Below are 16,643 nucleotides of genomic sequence, written 5' to 3'. Positions count from 1 at the left end.
CTCCGTCATGACATTCCCATAATTATACCATATCCGGCGTCTAGCCGCCTTCGAATACCATGCAGTGGAACAGATCCGGGCCTGCCCTTGAGTTGCGTTCGTACGTATCGGCGATAACGAAGCCGGCTTTCCGGTAGACGCGGATCGCCCGGGCGTTGGCGGTTTGCACTTCCAAGTCGATTTTATGCCGGGGATTGCGTTCCGTTGCCCGCTGTACGATCGAACTGACAAAAGAAACTCCGGAGCCTTGCCCACAGCGTTCGGGCTTCATGCCCAAGCCGAGCCGGGTCCAGCCTTCCAGCGGAAAAAATTGCACGAATCCGCAAAGCTCGCCCTTCTCGTCAAGTACCGCCTCATACTGTTCCCGGCGGATGACGGGGTCGCCAATCTCCTCCGCCCTTTCCGTCAACATGTCCCAGGACGGCCAATTGAATCCGGAGTAGGGCTCCGGGTACCGCCAGCGGCATAATTGTTTCGCGTGCTCTTCCAGCATCGGAACGAAGATCCATGAAGTCGTCTGCTCCTTCCGCATCACGGCTGCCCCCTTTTCATTTATTGCCATTGTACCGAAAAATTTACGGATACAGGAAACCATTTTTCAGACTCGAGCGTATATATCATAGTTTACCAAAAAGAAGGAGGAGGCGCGGGAGTGGCCAGACTGGAATACCGGCTGTTCGATGAATCGAAAGGATTTCCTCTGCTGTATTATTATGATTTTATCGATAAGGATGAAATCTCGCTCCGGTTTGCGTGCGACTATCTGGTGAAGGATCGCGTCGTGTACGAGAAAACGTCTTGTGCGATCGAACCGCGGACGTATGTCGTCTATGTTAAGGTCGCGGAGGAGGAGAACGCGCATGGGAGCGCAACCGGGCTCTCCGGATACTGGGGAGGAATTCGCCTCGAGCTTAGGGAATATATCGAGGGGACTTCGGATTACCCGGTCGTGCATGTTTATCAGTTTCAGGACGACGACGATGCGCTGCTCCACCTGCAGAGCGATTATTTGATGCTGGGCGGCGTGGAGTGGGCGAAGACGTCTGCGGAAGTGGACGAAGACCGTAAAGTGTACGTGTATTACGCACAGCCGGTCAGATAACTTCGGGAGAAAGATCAGGGAGTGAAGAGGTTGGAGCTGAAAAACGGTAAAACCCGGAAGCTCGTCAGCTTGTTTGTCGCGGCTGCTCTAGTGGCCGCACCCGGCTGCGGAAGCAGCCGTACGGCATCGGCGGGCGAATGCTGGGATGACAACAACGACGGGCGCTGCGATGACGACGGAAGTTATGTTGGCGGCAACGGCTACTACTACTCGAACGGAAAGAAGCGATATTATAAAAACGGCGTAACCAGCTCGTCAGGGAGCTCATATAAACCGTCGTCCGGCGTGTCCACCGGCTCTAAGGGCGGCATTGGCAGCTCCGGATCGAGCGGAAGCTGAAGAAGAGACTGCCACCGCGGACGATAACGGCGAGGAAGGGAAGGAAGCCGGTGAAGTACGAAGATTGGAGGGAGCGGTTGTATGCGCCGCTTCGCGAAGAAGGGACTTTCACTTGGGACCGGATGTACGGAGAGGAATATGCGCTTGCCATGATGCTGCATATATCCGAGAACGAACGCCGCGAGCTGGCTGTCGCGACGGAGCGGCTCGGAGCGGTGATGATGCGGACGGCCGAGATCGTAAGGCAGGCGGACTTCGAGCTGTTCGCCGAGCTCGGGCTGCCGGAAGCTACGTGGCGGGCCGTCCGGATCGCGGTATCCGAGCAACTGCCGACGGTGATCGGCCGGTTTGACTTCGCCTGGACGAAGGAAGGACTGAAGATGCTGGAGTTTAACAGCGATACGCCTACCGGCATCGTCGAAGCGTTCCATGTGAACGGACATATCTGCAAGCAGTATGGGGTGGCCGATCCGAACGAAGACATGGCGACCCACCTGACGGCGGCGTTTCGGAACGCGGAAGAAACGTACCGGCTTAACGGCTATCCGACCGGCCGTGTCGTATTCAGCGCCTTGGACTGGCACGAGGAGGATGCGGGGACGACCCGTTATCTGATGAGGCAGTCGGGCTTAAGCGGGGCGCGCTTCGCGGCGTTATCCGATCTGCGCGTGTATGAAGACCGGCTGTGTCTGCTCGCGGACGGGGAGCATGAGCCGATCGACCTGCTTTACCGGCTCCATGCACTGGAGAAGCTGGCCGAAGACCGGGACGAGGACGGTTATCCGACCGGAGAGCATGCGCTCTGCCTGATGGCGGACCGGAGACTGGCCGTGCTTAATCCTCCGTCCGCCCTGATCGCGCAGACGAAAGCGATGCAGGCGCTGGTGTGGAACTTGTACGAGTCCGGCGAGTTTTACACGGAGGAGGAACGGGAGACGATTCGGACCTTCATGCTGCCGACCTACATGGAGAACCGTTTCGAAGGCCGGTGCCCTTACGTAACCAAGCCGATTCTGGGGCGGGAAGGTGGAGGCGTCACCTTGTACGAAGCGGACGGAACGGCACTGGAACGTGACGGGGAGGAGCTGTACTGGGATCAGCCGATGATCTACCAGCAGCGGGTCGAGCTGCCGGTCGTTCCGATCCGTCATGAAGGCGGAGAGGCCGAAGCGAGGCTGCTCTGGGGATCGTTCTGGATCGGAGGGCGGGCTTCGGCGATCGTAGCGCGCGCAGGCGGCCGAATTACCGGCAATATGGCGTATTACGTCCCAGTCGGGATTGGAGAGGCAGAGGCGCCGGTCGGGGTTGAACCGGAAGCGGCGGGATGATGCGGGCCGCAAGGCGGCAGGGAACAACATAGCGGGAATGGAGAGGACGTTTTTTCATGAGTGAGCAATGGTCCAATATATTGAATTTTCTCGCCTACTTGGGCGTGACGCTGCCGATCCTGATCGTCGGCATTATGGCATTTATGGTAACGACGCCTTACAATGAATATAAGCTGATCCGCGAGGGTGCGGCCACCGACGATCTTCGTAAAATCAATGCCGCAAAAGCGGCCGCCCACGATCTCGGAGGCAAAATTATCGGTCTCGCCATCGTGCTGGCGTCGGCGGTATACCACTCGGTATCGCTGCTGGACTTGTTAGTCTGGGGTGTAGTCGGCATTGTGTTTCAGATTGTCGTCTTTTATATTTTTGAGCTGGTCACGCCATTTAAAGTCGTGTCGGAAATTCCGAACGGCAACGTCAGCGTAGGCATTTTCGCTTCCCGGTTAAGCGTCGCTACCGGGCTGCTGATGGCGGCCTTGATCAGTTATTAAGCAAGGGGGAGGCTGGCCCCAGGCGAGCCCTCCCTTTCAGGATTTTAGTTTGGCTATCCCAAGATGGAGAAGGAGCGATTGCGATGCGTAATGTAGTGGACTCCGGCTGGCTGGCGGAACGTCTGAACAACCCGGATGTCGTTGCAGCCGATTGCCGGTTCGTGCTGGGCCAACCCGATGCGGGTCAGACGGCGTACGATCAGGGACATATCCCCGGTGCGGTCTATTTTCATTTGGACCGGGATTTGTCTGCGCCGGTCGGGCTGCATGGGGGGCGTCATCCGCTGCCGGATTTCGGCATTTTTGCGAAGACGGCCGGACAAGCCGGGATCGATGAGACGAAAACGGTTGTCGTCTATGACGACCAGGGCGGGGCGATGGCTTCGCGGCTTTGGTGGATGCTCCGTTACGCCGGGCATGACAACGTATACTTGCTGGACGGGGGCTACAGCTCCTGGCAAGCGGCCGGTTATCCGACGACAACCGAGCCGGCGCAGCCGGAGGAGACGGCGTTCACCGTCAACATCCGGCCCGAGATGCTGCTGTCGATGGAGGACGTGAAGTCGAGAATCGGCAAACCCGGTACGACGATTATCGATTCGCGGGAGCCGAGAAGGTATCTGGGGCTCGAGGAGCCGATCGACCGGGCGGCGGGCCATATTCCGGGGGCGGTCAACCGGTTCTGGAAAGACGCTCTGGACGAAACCGGACGGTGGAAAGGGCAGGACGGCCAAGCGGCGAGATTCGCCGGGCTGAACCCGGACGACGAGATTGTCGTCTACTGCGGCTCCGGCGTAACCGCTTGTCCGAACGTACTGGCGCTGACGGAAGCGGGCTTCCGGAACGTGAAGCTTTACGGAGGAAGCTGGAGCGATTGGGTCTCGTACGCGGAGAATCCGATTGCTACGGGGGACGAGTAAGAGTAGGTGTAGGGAGGCCGCGTCGGACGCGGGCTTGGGGGCTGTGACAGGTTATGAGAAGTGACCTGTTGCGGCCTTTTTTTGGCTTGGACGATCACCTGTGGGAGCAATTCGCTTAGGTACAACCGGACTCCGATCGAATATTTGAACGAATTCCGTATCGAGGAAGCAAAGCGGCTGCTAGCCGACTCCCGGACGAAAATCGCCGACATCGGCACACGCTCTGGCTTCAACAGCAACAGTTATTTTGCCAAAGTATTCAAAATGTACACCAGCATTACTGCTTCCGAGTACAGAGAGCTGTTGTTTACGCGGAACATGGAGAAAAAGCCGCAACTCGCCGATAGCTGAACGATCAGTCCGACTCGCATGCCGACAGGAAACACTGTCGGCTTTTTCACTTCCCGCGAAAACGAAATGGGGGGGATATGAAGCGTGGGATATTTTTTTGTATCACAATATTCAACTCGTTGAACTTGGGACTGGAAGCCGCTCGCTGCAACGGTTTTAATATATTGTGATTGAAAAGATCGCAGATGATGGGGTAGGTTGAAATTGTTCCGGCGTCCGGGGCCGGGATCGATATGATGAAGGGAAGGAATAGGGGGAGATGGTCCGATGAGAATGAAGAGACGTTTTACAATGATTCCGTTGTTGCTGCTGGCCGTTGCTTTGTTGCTGGCAGGCTGCAACGGGGATGGTACAGGTTAGTGGAAATTCAACTGATTGGGTAGTTAAGGGTAATACTGTTATTCGGGACATCGTTGGGAGTGCCTATGTGTTTCATATTTTAGGAGTCGCCAATACGGGTGGCATTATTAAAGGGAACACATTTATATCTAAAGCGTCCGGCGGATATTTGAATGGAACTGCATGGGCATAAATGGGGCGGTCCCAAAAGGTCATTTTGACGGGTGCGACGGCAATGCCTAGGCCTAAAATGGCTCTGCGGCAGAAACAAAGCTTGATTGGTAAAATTAAAAATATAGGACAATAAAGGAGTATAACATGATAAACATTTCATCAAAACGCGAATGCTTTTTCGACGACTATTTGATTGACAATGCCAAAACGACGGCAGAATTCCGCTTGCATGAACCGACTCGCCGCCATATCGCAATAAACCATGATGCACCGTGGGAGGGCGACGGTTGCAATTACCACAACATTTTACATGACAACGGTATATACAGGATGTACTATCTTGCCTGGCAGATGTTTAGCCCCGACAAAAAGGATCACACGACGAATGGTATTCGTGTTTGTTATGCCGAAAGCCGCGACGGAATTACATGGACAAAGCCTGCGCTCGGAATCTGCGAATGGGAAGGCTCGCGCGAGAACAATATTATTTTAGACAAAAATACCAATAATTTTGATAACTTTATGGTCTTCCGCGATGATAACCCTGCCGTTCCTGCGTCCGAGAAATATAAAGGCGTTGGAAAATATAATAATCCGCAGTTTGGGCAGCGAATTGAGCTGCGAATGTTCACAAGCCCCGACGGACTTCACTTTACAATGGGCGATATTATCACTACAAAAGGATATATGGATTCTCTCAACGTTGTTTTCTGGGACGAGCTTGCGGGGATATATCGCGGATATATACGCGGGTTCCACAATATCATAGGCAACGACTGGAACGCCGGAATACGCGATATACGTTACATTTGGTCAGAAGACGGAAAAAAATGGAGCGACCCCGAACTGATTTGTTTTGGAGACTCGGAGGATTATCCGCTTTATACAAACTGTGTTTCGCCGTATGTCCGCGCACCGCATATGTATATAGGTTTTCCGTCGAGATATGTAGAACGCCCCGAATGGAGCGGCAGTTTTGAGCAGCTTTGCGGAAAAGAAAAACGTCTTGAACGCATGAAGATACACAAGCGCTACGGACTTGCGGTTACAGACTGCGTATTTATGGTTTCCCGCGACGGTTTAAATTTTACGCGGTATGATGAGGCTTTTATGCGCCCCGGTAGGGAAAACGGTTCGAATTGGGTTTACGGCGACTGCTTTCCGGCACGCGGGCTCATCGAAACGCCTCCCCTTGTAGAAGGCGAACCGCCCGAGTTGTCATTATACAGTTATGACAATCATTGGATGAATGTGCCGGCACAATTGTGGCGATATACCATACGCTGCGATGGGTTCGTTTCGCTGCACGCCGGTTATACCGAAAAAGTAATAACCACCAAGCCGTTTACCTTTACAAGCGGTGAGATGAGGATTAACTTTTCGACATCGGCACGGGGTTATATATACTTCACTTTGCGGTCGTCCACGGGAGAAACACTTGAAAGCTGCGAGATTTTCGGTGATTCCATTGACCGAGTGATAACCTTTGATAACGGTGAGCTTGCAAAATTTGCAGACAAAGAAGTGGTATTGACCGCGCGGATGCGCGACGCGGATTTATATTCGATAAGATTTGCTTGATTTCTTCGTCGAAAAGAACAAACCTACGCGATTGTGTGAGGAAAATCGCAAGGTTTGGCTGCCGAAAAATCTTGCGTCGATTCCGCTGCAAACATTCGATATCGATTGTACGAACCTTTCGTTCAGCAAAATATATCGCACAACCGTCGTGCCGGTGGAATAATCGCATAAACAGGGCCGTCTCCAAGCTGTTTTAGATGATGATCGAGACGGCCCTGTTTGTTGTAGGCTCGGTACTAAGTAAGTAATCGACAGTCTCAAAACAGCCTACATTACCTAACGGTAGGAAGCGGATGGCCTACTGAGAAGCCTAGCCATATCAAAATGTCATATGCTACTTGTTGGACTTTTTGGATGAGGGCGGGAAGCAACTGATCGCCGTTCGCATGATACCAGGCGGTCCGGACGCGGGCTTGGGGGCGTGGCAGGTTGCCGATGGGCAAGCCTGTTTGCGGCCCTTTTTGGCGTTTTTACTTCAACAGCTTGCAAATAAGAACTTGCCGAAAAAGTTACGTGCACCCCCGTATCTCTACGTCGGAATTTTTAGTGGCATCTTTATCCCCGTTACAGACATGAAACTTTCGACGGAACGGTACATAAACATGTTCCGCTTAGAAGTAATTCAGATATCCGATGTATGTACGGGGCTTGCCTTCCCGGGGGAAGCAACCTATATCAATCTGTGGAAAGTCAAGCGGCCTCAGCCGGTGATGTTCGACGCGGGAGGGGACAAAATCCCATACTACAATTTCGAATCGTTTGATATATCGAATACTCATATGCCGCACTGGTCGAAAAAGGCGTCGAGGTGATGCCGATCGTCCGAAATCGGCATGAAGATTGATCGCGTACGTTTTATACAAGGGCGTGCCTGGTTCTTTTTCAAGGATCCGGACGGTAATGTGTTAACTGTTACATCGCTCCGCTCCTTTGTCTTTCAATGTCCGATATGCGTCATCCGCGTCTTCGGTATGAAAATTGAAATATTGCTCAACTTGGTAATTGTTTCTCGGAAAACGTCGATGCTCAATATCAAATGAAAGCACGAGACAAAAAACGATTTTGTAATCGTTCATCATCATCACCGTGGCGTTCGGTTCATCGCGATGAGTAACTTCAAAACCCAACATTTCCTCATACCACTTCAATTGGAACAATCGAGTATTTCGACGGCGGTATCCGGGGCTTTTCGCTATACGATCCGGACCGGAACAAGTTCGGTGTCGTGCAGTGATAAACCCATTTTCCGGGAAGTGGAACAACGAGTGAAGCCGTTGCATGCTTGTTACATGGTAGACAGCATGTGTTTTCGTTCAACTGCAACCAACCGCCAATAGTTGCAAACAAAGTGCGGCAGGGAACTTCCACCGTGGGGTGCCAGCCTTTTTTGAATCCAGCTGCCTGCTTCGTTAATCTGTATGATATTTCATATAGAATCATCGCAATTAGCGCAAAATGATCAATTTTATATGATTCTTCATACAGATTCATCGATTCTGCGCTCTAAAGGTAAAATCTATATGAATTCATATAGAACAATCGCACGACGAATCAATCGATCACCCCCAATCCGGACTTTGGATGGAATCCGCATACATATAGGAAACGCCCCGCTCAGACACTCGTTTTGCTACGGCCCTCAAATTTCCATGATCCACAACATGCGACAAAACACGCTGAAAAAACTTCCACAATATCCAGTAAAATTTGGTAATCTAGGATATGGGTATTGGGTGCTGTATGCCCGGGGCGCTGCTTGAGGCAAGGTTGCCGCAGTGACTGTAAAAGAGTGAAAAGTACAAGGATCAAGGGGATGCGGAAATGAAACTTAAGTATGTGACTGCTAGCGTTTTACTATTTGTAGGATGCGCCAGTGTTGTTCAAGCGTCAAGCATGCATGGTGACTATAAAGGCGATCCTATCGTCCAGGTCATATCCGGTGGGAAAAAGCTGCTGGCCGAAGACGCTCCGGCCGTGATTCGCGACGGGCGCACGGTAGTGCCGCTATATTTGCTTAGACAAGCCGGAGTGGAAGTAAAGTGGGATGCCGAGAAATATAATGTCGACTTGACCCTTCCCGATCCTTCCCGGACCTTTTCCGGCGATTTGAAGAAGTTGAGCGAAAAAGCGAAAGAGTACGAAGCAGGTAACCTAAGACTGACCTACAATGAGTACGGCCCGTACTTGCAAATAGACTTGAAAAAAGCGAACGATTCCAACAAAGATAACGACCGGATTGTCGCATTGTCGAGCTTGCTGACCGAAACCCCGGCGGAGACGCTTGTTGTCGACCTTATTCACCTCGGTGATATCAATGGAAGAGTAACCGTTAAGCGGATAGATGCTGTGGAATTCCACAATAAGAAGATCGAAGAATATCAATTTTTAAGCAAATGGGGCAGGGCTAATGTAGTCGAGATGAAAAGCACCTATGTTCCTAACAAACCGCCGGAACCGGAAGAGCCTGCCAGCACGAAGAAATATCCGAATACGGTATGTAAGGAAATGGTCACGGACTATGCCAGACAATCTACAAGGATCGTGGACGACTTTAACCGGAGCGGCAGCCGAAACGCAAGTGATTTAGAAAAATATTTGGCGGATTACAAGAAAAATATGGATGCCGCCTTGAAAGAAGCGGGCTGTTCAGCAGAGTAGAAGCCACAAATTACAGCGGTCTCATTGTTGATGATGAAAACCCGCACCGAATTAGAAACGGACGTTTCGTACTGCGAGTGGGTGAGATCATGAGCCCACGGAACAGGCTTGCGCAGAAACGAGAGCTCTAGGCTCGTTTCACGGTGTCGTGGAGCAGAAACCTTTCAAACGGGCGGAGCAGGAGTGCCCATAAGAAAAGTCTCCACCTATGCAGGGTTTCGTGGGCCAACTTCGTGTAGTCATTAAAAAGTTTTTCTTACTTGGACATTTAAGTTTTTCATTGCGATGAGGCGGAAGAGGGGTCCCCTACTTGTCGAGTCAACAAATGTCGGGAATAAGGGTGGTTTGAAGCTGTTAATATCCGCGAAAAGGCCCTGGGCTCCGTCAGTTAGTTGAAATAAGGGGGTCAAACCACCTTTATTTGCTTCGATCTTGCGAAAAGACTGAAAATAAAAGGTGCCAAAGAGCCTGTCGATTCATTGTATAGAAGTGTTAGCAGGCCGCCGTTCCAAGTGAAAAGTTACCTTCTTCTGCTCAGACAGGTTGTCCGGAATCCCTTGATTGAATAACGATTGTAAGGTAGGGGATTCCAGACAAAACTCGCCAGAAGGTAATCTTTTCCCTTTCCACTTGGTTGTCCACGATGAATCGACAGCCTCGCCAAAGACTCCTATTTGTCAGCAGCTTCAATATCTCAGCTCCAGCTATCCCGCTTCACTCAGCCCAGCGTATAAACAGGCAAACCATCATTGCCGATCGTCATTTTATATCTCGTCCCGTTTGGCGCATGGATGTAAATGCCGTCAAAATTGGATGCGCCTTGGATGAACACCGGCGCTGTCTTGCCTTCGGCGAAGTTGTCGGTCACCTGAACGTTGCTGCATGTCGAGGTGACGTGGATGCCGTATTGGTTCTGGTTGCCGGTCGGAGCTTTCGTGACCCGATTGCCCGAGACCGTTCCGTTTTTCGCCGAATTGGCCACGGTGATGCCGTGACGGGTATTGTCGGTTTCGACGGCCGGCGAGTGGATCGTATTGTCCCTGATCTGGAAACGGTCGATGGTCTGAATGTAAATCCCCGTTCGGCCGCAGCGATCGATCTGATTATGATGGATATGGATGTCGGCGGTATGGCCTTTGTTCTTATAGTTGGCGTCGGGCTCTTCCGAATAAACCGCTTCGGTCTTCACATTATGAAAATGATTGTCCCCGATGTTCGCATGGCTTACATACGAGAGCCAGATCCCGCGATAGACGTTGCGGAAGACGTTGCCGTTCACCGTCAAACGGTTTACCCACCGCATCGTAATATTGCTGCTGGTCGATACCGCCTGCTCGAACGTATTGCCCGTGATCGTCACCGACTCGACCTTGGCGTAGACGTCGTTGTCTTTCGGCCAGCCGACGCAGTAGATGTTCTCGGAAAACGTCCCCCGGAAGATATTGCCGGAAATGATCACGTTGGCCGACGATTGGGGCAGCCCTGTCTGATTGCCCGCCGCGTCCTTGGACGATTCGGTATTGCCGGCCGGATTGGACAGCATGATTCCCCGCTTGCAGTTCAGAAACGTGTTGCCGGACACATGCAATTCGTAAAATTTGAAGCTGCGCACGCCGGCGAAGGTCATCCCCTCGAACGTATTGCCTGTAATTTTGATATTGGAGTTAAACGAGTCGTACACGGCGTAATGGTTCCCGACCCCGGCCGGCCACGGCTGGGTGCCCGGTGTGCCGCTCGCTCCGAAATAACAGCCTCGGATCACGATGTTCGTACACGGAGTGCCGTCAAAGGCACCCCACTGCGAGAAGCCCGCTGACGTATGATTGGCGAGCTGGATCGCCTCCGCGTAATCGCGGGATTGGTCCGCAGAGCCGTCGCGGTATCCGAGAAACCGGCAATCCTCGATCCAGACGTTATCGCAGGCGTTCATGTCGATTCCGTGGTTCGTGACGATATCGCGAAGCTCCGTATGGCGGATCAGGATGTTGCGGCCCCGGGCCAGGCCGAAGCCGTTATAAGCGTCGGGGTACAACAGAATATTGCCTTCCCATACGCCTCCTTCGATAATGATATTGCCGTGTCCCTCATAGCCCTGGTAGGTCGCCCCATTGTCCCCGTTGACGAGGAACGAATAATCGTGGCACCGCAAAATCGTGGCGCCGGGGTGCAAAGTGAGTCGCGTATTGCGGTATATCCGTAGCGTATCGATGACTTTGTACGTTCCTTTGGGGATGATGACGTGCGAGCACGGGCCTTGTTGCGATTGATTCAGGGCGGCCTGGATGGCGGCTGTATCATCCGTCGTACCGTCCCCGACTGCGCCGAAGTCCCTCACATTGTAGAAGGGGAGCGTCTCGGCGATCAGAGCTTGAAGCGCCTCCTTGTCTTTCTCTTTGATCTTCCCTTTGCCCTCCGCCAGCTCCTTCTCTGTGTCCTTATACACGGCCCCCGCCACCGTTTGCGCGGAAGCGGACGCAGCCGTGCCGAATAAACGGTTGCCTGCCGCTAAGGCCACCCCCGTCGCGCCCATGGCGGCGAGAAGCTTTCTTCTGCTGATCTTGCGGTTCGGTTGCTGTTGTTCAGTCATCAATAAGTCCTCCTTTATGAATCAATTCTTGTCTGCCTTTTGGGGCGGCACCCAGTCTTTTTCCGTGACGACTTCGATCGTTTTGCCGTCGGAATGGAGCAAAATGTTGCCATGCAGCCCCGTGGAATACACCTTTGCGCCTTTTTTCTCCAACCGCTCCTTCAAATTCGGGCTTTGATAAATGTTTTGGCTCATGATGACGATTTGCGGCGATACGGCTTGCAGGAAGGCCTCGGAGGAGGAAGTGGACTCGCTGCCGTGATGCGGAATATCCATCATGTCGGATTTTAGCTTGTCTTTCAGCGCGGAGGAGGACAGTTCGACTTCGCGGTGCTTGTAAATATCGGCTGTGAACAGGAACGTCCGGTCGCCGTAAGTCATTTTGAGCACCATCGAATAATCGTTGATCTCCTGGGCGGAAAATGTTTTTACCGCTTCCGGGAGCGCCCCCTTCGGAGGATTCAGCACCTCGATCCGGACGCCCTCCCCCAGCTCGAACGTATCGCCTTCCTCCAGCGTTTTTTTCGGCACGCCCTTGGCATCAAGCGCTGCCATGGCATTGTTGTAAGGATTCGATTTCGGATAAGGCAGATTTTCCATGTAGAACTGCTTGATCGGAATGTCTTTCGCAACGGTCGCGTAGCCGCCGATATGATCGATGTGCGGATGCGTGTTGAGCGCGATATCCAGCGATCCGATCCCTAGCTTCTTTAAGTAGGCGACGACTTGGTTGCCAACCTCGGGCAGTCCGGCGTCGATCAGCATCGTTTTGCCGTCCGGGGACTGGATCAGGAAGCTGTCTCCGGTCAAGTTGTCGCCGGCCAGATGGAAATAACGGATCGTCAGCTTGCCTTTGTAGGCGTTATTATCGAAAATTTGATCTGTACGCGGCTCAGCCGTCTTCGGAATGGCCGGAGCAGGCGCGACTGCAGCTTGTTCCGTTTTGGCAGCGGTTCCATTACAGCCTGCAAGAAGCACCAAAACGAGCAAAGCGACGGTCCAGGCAGGGGCAGAACGTTTAAAGGTCATTGCTGAACTCCTTTCGTGATGCAGCTATAACAAAAACAGGAGGGCGATCGTGCCGTACCCTCCTGAAGTGACTTGCTGTTATGCCGGCGGCTTCGGTTTACTTGCTCGATTTGTAACGCTCGTAAGCTTGCTTGTATGTTTTCATATATTGGTCTTGGCCCATCTTTTGTACGGTGGCGACATATTTGTCCCATTCGGACATCGGCTGAGAGCCGGTAATGAATTTCGCTTCCATCTCGCCGATGTACGTCTGCATATCCGAGCCGACCGTCGAGCGGAATTCCGTCTCTTCCTCTGTAAAGTTGAAGTTGTTCCACAGCTCTTTAACCGCGAAAGGTTGAGCTTTCTTGCCAACCGCGATCGATTCCGGCAATGTCTCCGACCCTTTGAAATATTTCTCTTGGACGTAACCCGGGTAGCTGCCGCCGAGCCATGTGATATATTTGGCCAATGCCTGGTCCATTGTGAGACCGCTCGGATTTTTCGTAATTTCTTCTACAAATTCGAGCTTGCCGTCTGCCGCTTTTTTGTAGGTTTGGCCTTCAATGCCCATGAAATAAAACGTTGCGCCTTCGTCGCCGTAGAAATGATCGATCCAGCGGACAGTTGCTTCCGGATGTTTGTTTTTGTCCGTAATGACGAACGCCCCCGGCCATACCGCAGGTACTTTGACATGCGAGTAAACTTGGTCCCCGTGAGGCCCTTTCAAAGCGCCGAGTCCGATATATCCGGTCTGGTTCAGCTGAGTGGACGGGTTCGGATTAATCGTCGAGCCGAAAATGCCTTTTTGGCCTTTGGCATACAGGGCGCTCGTCTTCACCGTGAAAATCTCTTTGTCGATCAGCCCTTCGGTATACAGCTTGCGGACGTACTCGATCACTTCTTTATATTTCGGGTCGGTACGGAAGAAGCGCAGCTCGTTCGTCTTCGGATCGACGTCGACGAATTTGTGGCCCAGACCGCGGTTGCCGAAGCCCCATGCGCCCCGGATCTGCTCGATCAGCGGGTTGATGCCTTCCCCGGCGTACGGAATCTCGTCCGCTTGCCCGTTGCCGTTCAAGTCCGTTTGCTTAACCGCCTTCAAATATTGGTACAGCTCCTCTGTAGTCGTCGGCTCCTTCATACCCAGCTTTGTAAGCCAATCCTGGTTCACCCAGAACGGCGTGCCGATCAGCATCGGCAGGAAATCCGGGCTGTAAAACGACGGGAAGGAGTAGATGTTGCCGTCCGGCATCGTTAATCCCTTTTTCAAATCCGGGTATTTCTCCATCAGTTTTTTGAAATTAGGGGCATATTTATCAATCAGGTCGTTCAGCTTGATGAACGTGCCTTGCGATCCGTACTTCATCAAGTCGGAAGCCGGAACCCTAGCAGAGTAGAACGCATCGGGATAATCGCCGCCGGCCAGCGCCAGGTTGCGCTTCTCGGTCAAGTTCTCGAAGGGAACCAGCTGAAACTTGATGTTCATGTTGGACATCTTCGCATATTCTTTCCATACGAGCGTTTCCTCGAAGTTATTGCCGTTGGTTGCCGCTTTGCCTGTAAAGAAGGTGAGCGAAATCGGTTCCTTCGCGATCGGCATGCCGGACGCGTTCAGGTTGGCGATTTCCTTCGAGCCGCCTTCCTTGCCGGCATCGCCGCCGTTCCCGGATGTATTGTCGCTGCCGCAGGCGGCCAGCAGGCTGCCCGCTACCGCAACCGTCGCGGTCATGGCGATCCACCGTTTCTTGTTGTTCATGGATGAATATCCTCCCTTTTTCTCCATAGTTATTATGCGCTAATAGGGCGAAGCCCTCAATAGCCTGACAGATAAAGCGCTTTCCTGCGTTTGAAAGAGAGATGGCCTGGATGGAAAGGAGCGGTCCGGCGTGCTCCTTACCCTTTAATGGCCCCAATCATGACGCCTTTTACGAAATACTTTTGCAGGAACGGATACAGCAGAAGTACCGGCAAGTTGGCTACGATGACGACCGCGTACTTAATTGCTTCGCCCTCCATAACGCTTCTCGCATGGGAATCGTCGCCGACGCCGAGCATCTCCTGCATCTGACCCTGGATCAAAATTTCTCTAAGGAACAGCTGCAGCGGGTATTTGTCGCGGTCCGTCAAGTAGATCAGGGCGCTGAAGTAGGCGTTCCAGTGACCGACGCTGTAGAATAAGATCATAACGGCTATAATCGGCATCGATAGCGGAAGCACGATGCGGACCAGTGTGGACAGATTGGAGCAGCCATCGATGGAGGCCGCTTCCTGCATCTCGGAAGGGATGCCGTTTTGGAAAAACGTACGCATGATCAAGATGTTGTATACGGAGACGGCGCCCGGGATAATAAGCGCCCACATCGAATTAAGCATGCCGAGATTTTTCACCAGCAAGTAGGTCGGGACCATGCCGCCGCTGAAAAACATCGTAAAGACCATCATCGCCGAGATGAAGTTGCGCCCGTATAGATCTTTGCGCGAGAGCGGATACGCGGCGGCAATGGACATGACCAGATTAATCGTGGTGCCGACTACGGTATAGAAGATCGTGTTTGCATATCCGGTTAGGATTTCGTTATTTTGGAATATTTTCTGGTACCCGACCACCGTTATATCTTTGGGCCACAGCCACACTTCTCCACGCATGACCGATTCTGGGCTGCTGAATGAGGCGACGAGGACGAAGACGAGCGGGTACAAGACGATGACGCAGATGAGCGCCAGAGCGGCATGGACTCCCCAATCAAACAGTTTCTCGCCGGTGCTTTGTCGGTTCATTGCCGAATACCTCCTACCATAAGCTTGTGTCGTTCACTTTGCGGGCGATCCGGTTAACAACCACCAGCAGGATGAAGTTGATGACGGAGTTGAACAGTCCGACCGCAGCCGAATAGCTGTATTGTCCGTCGATAATGCCCTTGCGATAGACGTGCGTGGAGATGATGTCCGACGCTTGCATATTCAGGGAGTTTTGCATCAGGTACACTTTCTCGAAGCCGACGCTGAGCAGGGAGCCCATATTCAGGATAAGCAGGATCGTAATCGTCGGCATAATACCCGGCAGATTGATATGCCAGATGCGCTGCCAGCGGGTAGCACCGTCTACTCGCGCCGCTTCGTGCTGCTGCGGATCGATACCGGTTAGAGCGGCGAGATAGATGATCGAGCTCCAGCCCATCTGCTGCCATACGCCCGAGAAAACGTAGATGCTTTTGAACCAGCCCGGTTCGGTCAGAAATTCGATGGGTTCTCCGCGAATCCAGGTGATGACGTTGTTCAGCAGTCCGGTTTGCGGGGAGAGGAAGATCATCAGGATGCCGACCATAACGACCGTCGATAAGAAATGCGGCGCGTACGTTACCGTTTGCACAAACCGGCTGAACGATTTGGATCGTACCTCATTAATCATCAGGGCGAGTATAATCGGAACCGGGAAGCCGACGAACAGCTGATACAATCCGATGCCGAGTGTGTTTTTGAGGAGCCTCCAGAAATAATAGCTTTCAAAAAAACGTTCGAAATGGTGGAACCCGACCCAAGGGCTGCCCCAAATGCCTTTGGTGGCAATGAAGTTTTTGAAGGCGATCTGAACGCCGTACATCGGCACGTATTCGAAAATAATGAAAAAGGCGATGACCGGTGCGAGCAGTACATATAAGTCCCAATTTTTACGGATTCTCCTCAAAACCACCGATCGCCTCGGTTTGGTTCCGGCCTCTCTGGCTGCCGCCGGCATGGAAGTTTGTTTCGACAAGACCC

At 52.6% G+C, this 16,643-nt stretch carries 14 protein-coding genes; 8 read left to right on the top strand and 6 right to left on the bottom strand.

Annotation, left to right across the window (positions count from 1 at the left end; translation table 11 throughout):
* Window positions 1-40: 40 nt before the first annotated feature.
* Window positions 41-532 (bottom strand): GNAT family N-acetyltransferase, encoded by a 492-nt coding sequence (locus tag AC3Y2E_RS13105; RefSeq protein WP_379210879.1) that lies wholly within the window; start codon window positions 530-532, stop codon window positions 41-43.
* A gap of 120 nt (window positions 533-652) precedes the next feature.
* Here AC3Y2E_RS13105 and AC3Y2E_RS13100 point away from each other — a divergent pair, with 120 nt between their 5' ends.
* The 8 genes from AC3Y2E_RS13100 (at window position 653) to AC3Y2E_RS13065 (ending at window position 9,286) form a co-directional block, all read left to right on the top strand.
* Window positions 653-1,102, top strand: a complete 450-nt coding sequence (locus AC3Y2E_RS13100; RefSeq protein WP_190923625.1) for a hypothetical protein — start codon at window positions 653-655, stop codon at window positions 1,100-1,102.
* A 30-nt stretch (window positions 1,103-1,132) separates the two neighbouring features.
* Entirely contained in the window at window positions 1,133-1,441 is a 309-nt protein-coding gene (locus AC3Y2E_RS13095; protein ID WP_379210876.1) for a hypothetical protein, read from the top strand.
* A gap of 50 nt (window positions 1,442-1,491) precedes the next feature.
* The gene (locus tag AC3Y2E_RS13090) at window positions 1,492-2,769 is read left to right on the top strand and encodes a glutathionylspermidine synthase family protein (protein WP_379210874.1); all 1,278 of its coding nucleotides are present in this window, start codon (window positions 1,492-1,494) and stop codon (window positions 2,767-2,769) included.
* A gap of 56 nt (window positions 2,770-2,825) precedes the next feature.
* Window positions 2,826-3,263, top strand: a complete 438-nt coding sequence (locus AC3Y2E_RS13085; protein WP_379210872.1) for a DUF350 domain-containing protein — start codon at window positions 2,826-2,828, stop codon at window positions 3,261-3,263.
* Window positions 3,264-3,346: 83 nt separating this feature from the next.
* Entirely contained in the window at window positions 3,347-4,183 is an 837-nt protein-coding gene (locus AC3Y2E_RS13080; protein ID WP_379210870.1) for a sulfurtransferase, read from the top strand.
* Window positions 4,184-4,264: 81 nt separating this feature from the next.
* On the top strand, window positions 4,265-4,534 hold the full coding sequence (locus tag AC3Y2E_RS13075) for a helix-turn-helix transcriptional regulator (RefSeq protein ID WP_379210868.1): 270 nt from the start codon (window positions 4,265-4,267) through the stop codon (window positions 4,532-4,534).
* A gap of 657 nt (window positions 4,535-5,191) precedes the next feature.
* The gene (locus tag AC3Y2E_RS13070) at window positions 5,192-6,628 is read left to right on the top strand and encodes a glycoside hydrolase family protein (RefSeq protein WP_379210866.1); all 1,437 of its coding nucleotides are present in this window, start codon (window positions 5,192-5,194) and stop codon (window positions 6,626-6,628) included.
* 1,821 nt (window positions 6,629-8,449) lie between these two features.
* Window positions 8,450-9,286: a stalk domain-containing protein gene (locus tag AC3Y2E_RS13065; RefSeq protein ID WP_379210864.1), complete on the top strand. Its 837-nt coding sequence runs from the start codon at window positions 8,450-8,452 to the stop codon at window positions 9,284-9,286.
* A 718-nt stretch (window positions 9,287-10,004) separates the two neighbouring features.
* Here AC3Y2E_RS13065 and AC3Y2E_RS13060 read toward each other — a convergent pair.
* From AC3Y2E_RS13060 to AC3Y2E_RS13040, 5 genes are all read right to left on the bottom strand, one after another.
* Complete coding sequence (locus tag AC3Y2E_RS13060) at window positions 10,005-11,873, bottom strand: right-handed parallel beta-helix repeat-containing protein (RefSeq protein WP_379210862.1); 1,869 nt, start codon at window positions 11,871-11,873, stop codon at window positions 10,005-10,007.
* 21 nt (window positions 11,874-11,894) lie between these two features.
* Window positions 11,895-12,902 (bottom strand): ComEC/Rec2 family competence protein, encoded by a 1,008-nt coding sequence (locus AC3Y2E_RS13055; protein ID WP_379210860.1) that lies wholly within the window; start codon window positions 12,900-12,902, stop codon window positions 11,895-11,897.
* Window positions 12,903-12,999: 97 nt separating this feature from the next.
* Window positions 13,000-14,640, bottom strand: coding sequence for a type 2 periplasmic-binding domain-containing protein (locus tag AC3Y2E_RS13050; protein ID WP_379210858.1), 1,641 nt, complete (start codon window positions 14,638-14,640; stop codon window positions 13,000-13,002).
* Between the two features lie 137 nt (window positions 14,641-14,777).
* Window positions 14,778-15,662: a carbohydrate ABC transporter permease gene (locus AC3Y2E_RS13045; protein ID WP_379210856.1), complete on the bottom strand. Its 885-nt coding sequence runs from the start codon at window positions 15,660-15,662 to the stop codon at window positions 14,778-14,780.
* A 13-nt stretch (window positions 15,663-15,675) separates the two neighbouring features.
* Window positions 15,676-16,620 carry an ABC transporter permease gene (locus AC3Y2E_RS13040; protein ID WP_379211198.1) on the bottom strand — a complete coding sequence of 315 codons (945 nt, stop codon included), beginning with the start codon at window positions 16,618-16,620 and terminating at the stop codon, window positions 15,676-15,678.
* Between the last annotated feature and the right edge of the window lie 23 nt (window positions 16,621-16,643).

The organism is Paenibacillus sp. MAH-35, assembly GCF_058135425.1.
The sequence above is the reverse complement of the archived record's forward strand: the minus strand, read 5'-3'. Positions and strand labels throughout refer to the sequence as shown.

Excerpts from the sequence above, each read along its gene's own strand:
- AC3Y2E_RS13050 (WP_379210858.1), bottom strand. The coding sequence starts at position 14,640 with ATGAACAACAAGAAACGGTGGATCGCCATGACCGCGACGGTTGCGGTA.
- AC3Y2E_RS13060 (WP_379210862.1), bottom strand. The coding sequence starts at position 11,873 with ATGACTGAACAACAGCAACCGAACCGCAAGATCAGCAGAAGAAAGCTT.
- AC3Y2E_RS13045 (WP_379210856.1), bottom strand. The coding sequence starts at position 15,662 with ATGAACCGACAAAGCACCGGCGAGAAACTGTTTGATTGGGGAGTCCAT.
- AC3Y2E_RS13065 (WP_379210864.1), top strand. The coding sequence starts at position 8,450 with ATGAAACTTAAGTATGTGACTGCTAGCGTTTTACTATTTGTAGGATGC.
- AC3Y2E_RS13085 (WP_379210872.1), top strand. The coding sequence starts at position 2,826 with ATGAGTGAGCAATGGTCCAATATATTGAATTTTCTCGCCTACTTGGGC.
- AC3Y2E_RS13055 (WP_379210860.1), bottom strand. The coding sequence starts at position 12,902 with ATGACCTTTAAACGTTCTGCCCCTGCCTGGACCGTCGCTTTGCTCGTT.
- AC3Y2E_RS13040 (WP_379211198.1), bottom strand. The coding sequence starts at position 16,620 with ATGCCGGCGGCAGCCAGAGAGGCCGGAACCAAACCGAGGCGATCGGTG.
- AC3Y2E_RS13080 (WP_379210870.1), top strand. The coding sequence starts at position 3,347 with ATGCGTAATGTAGTGGACTCCGGCTGGCTGGCGGAACGTCTGAACAAC.
- AC3Y2E_RS13105 (WP_379210879.1), bottom strand. The coding sequence starts at position 532 with ATGCGGAAGGAGCAGACGACTTCATGGATCTTCGTTCCGATGCTGGAA.
- AC3Y2E_RS13070 (WP_379210866.1), top strand. The coding sequence starts at position 5,192 with ATGATAAACATTTCATCAAAACGCGAATGCTTTTTCGACGACTATTTG.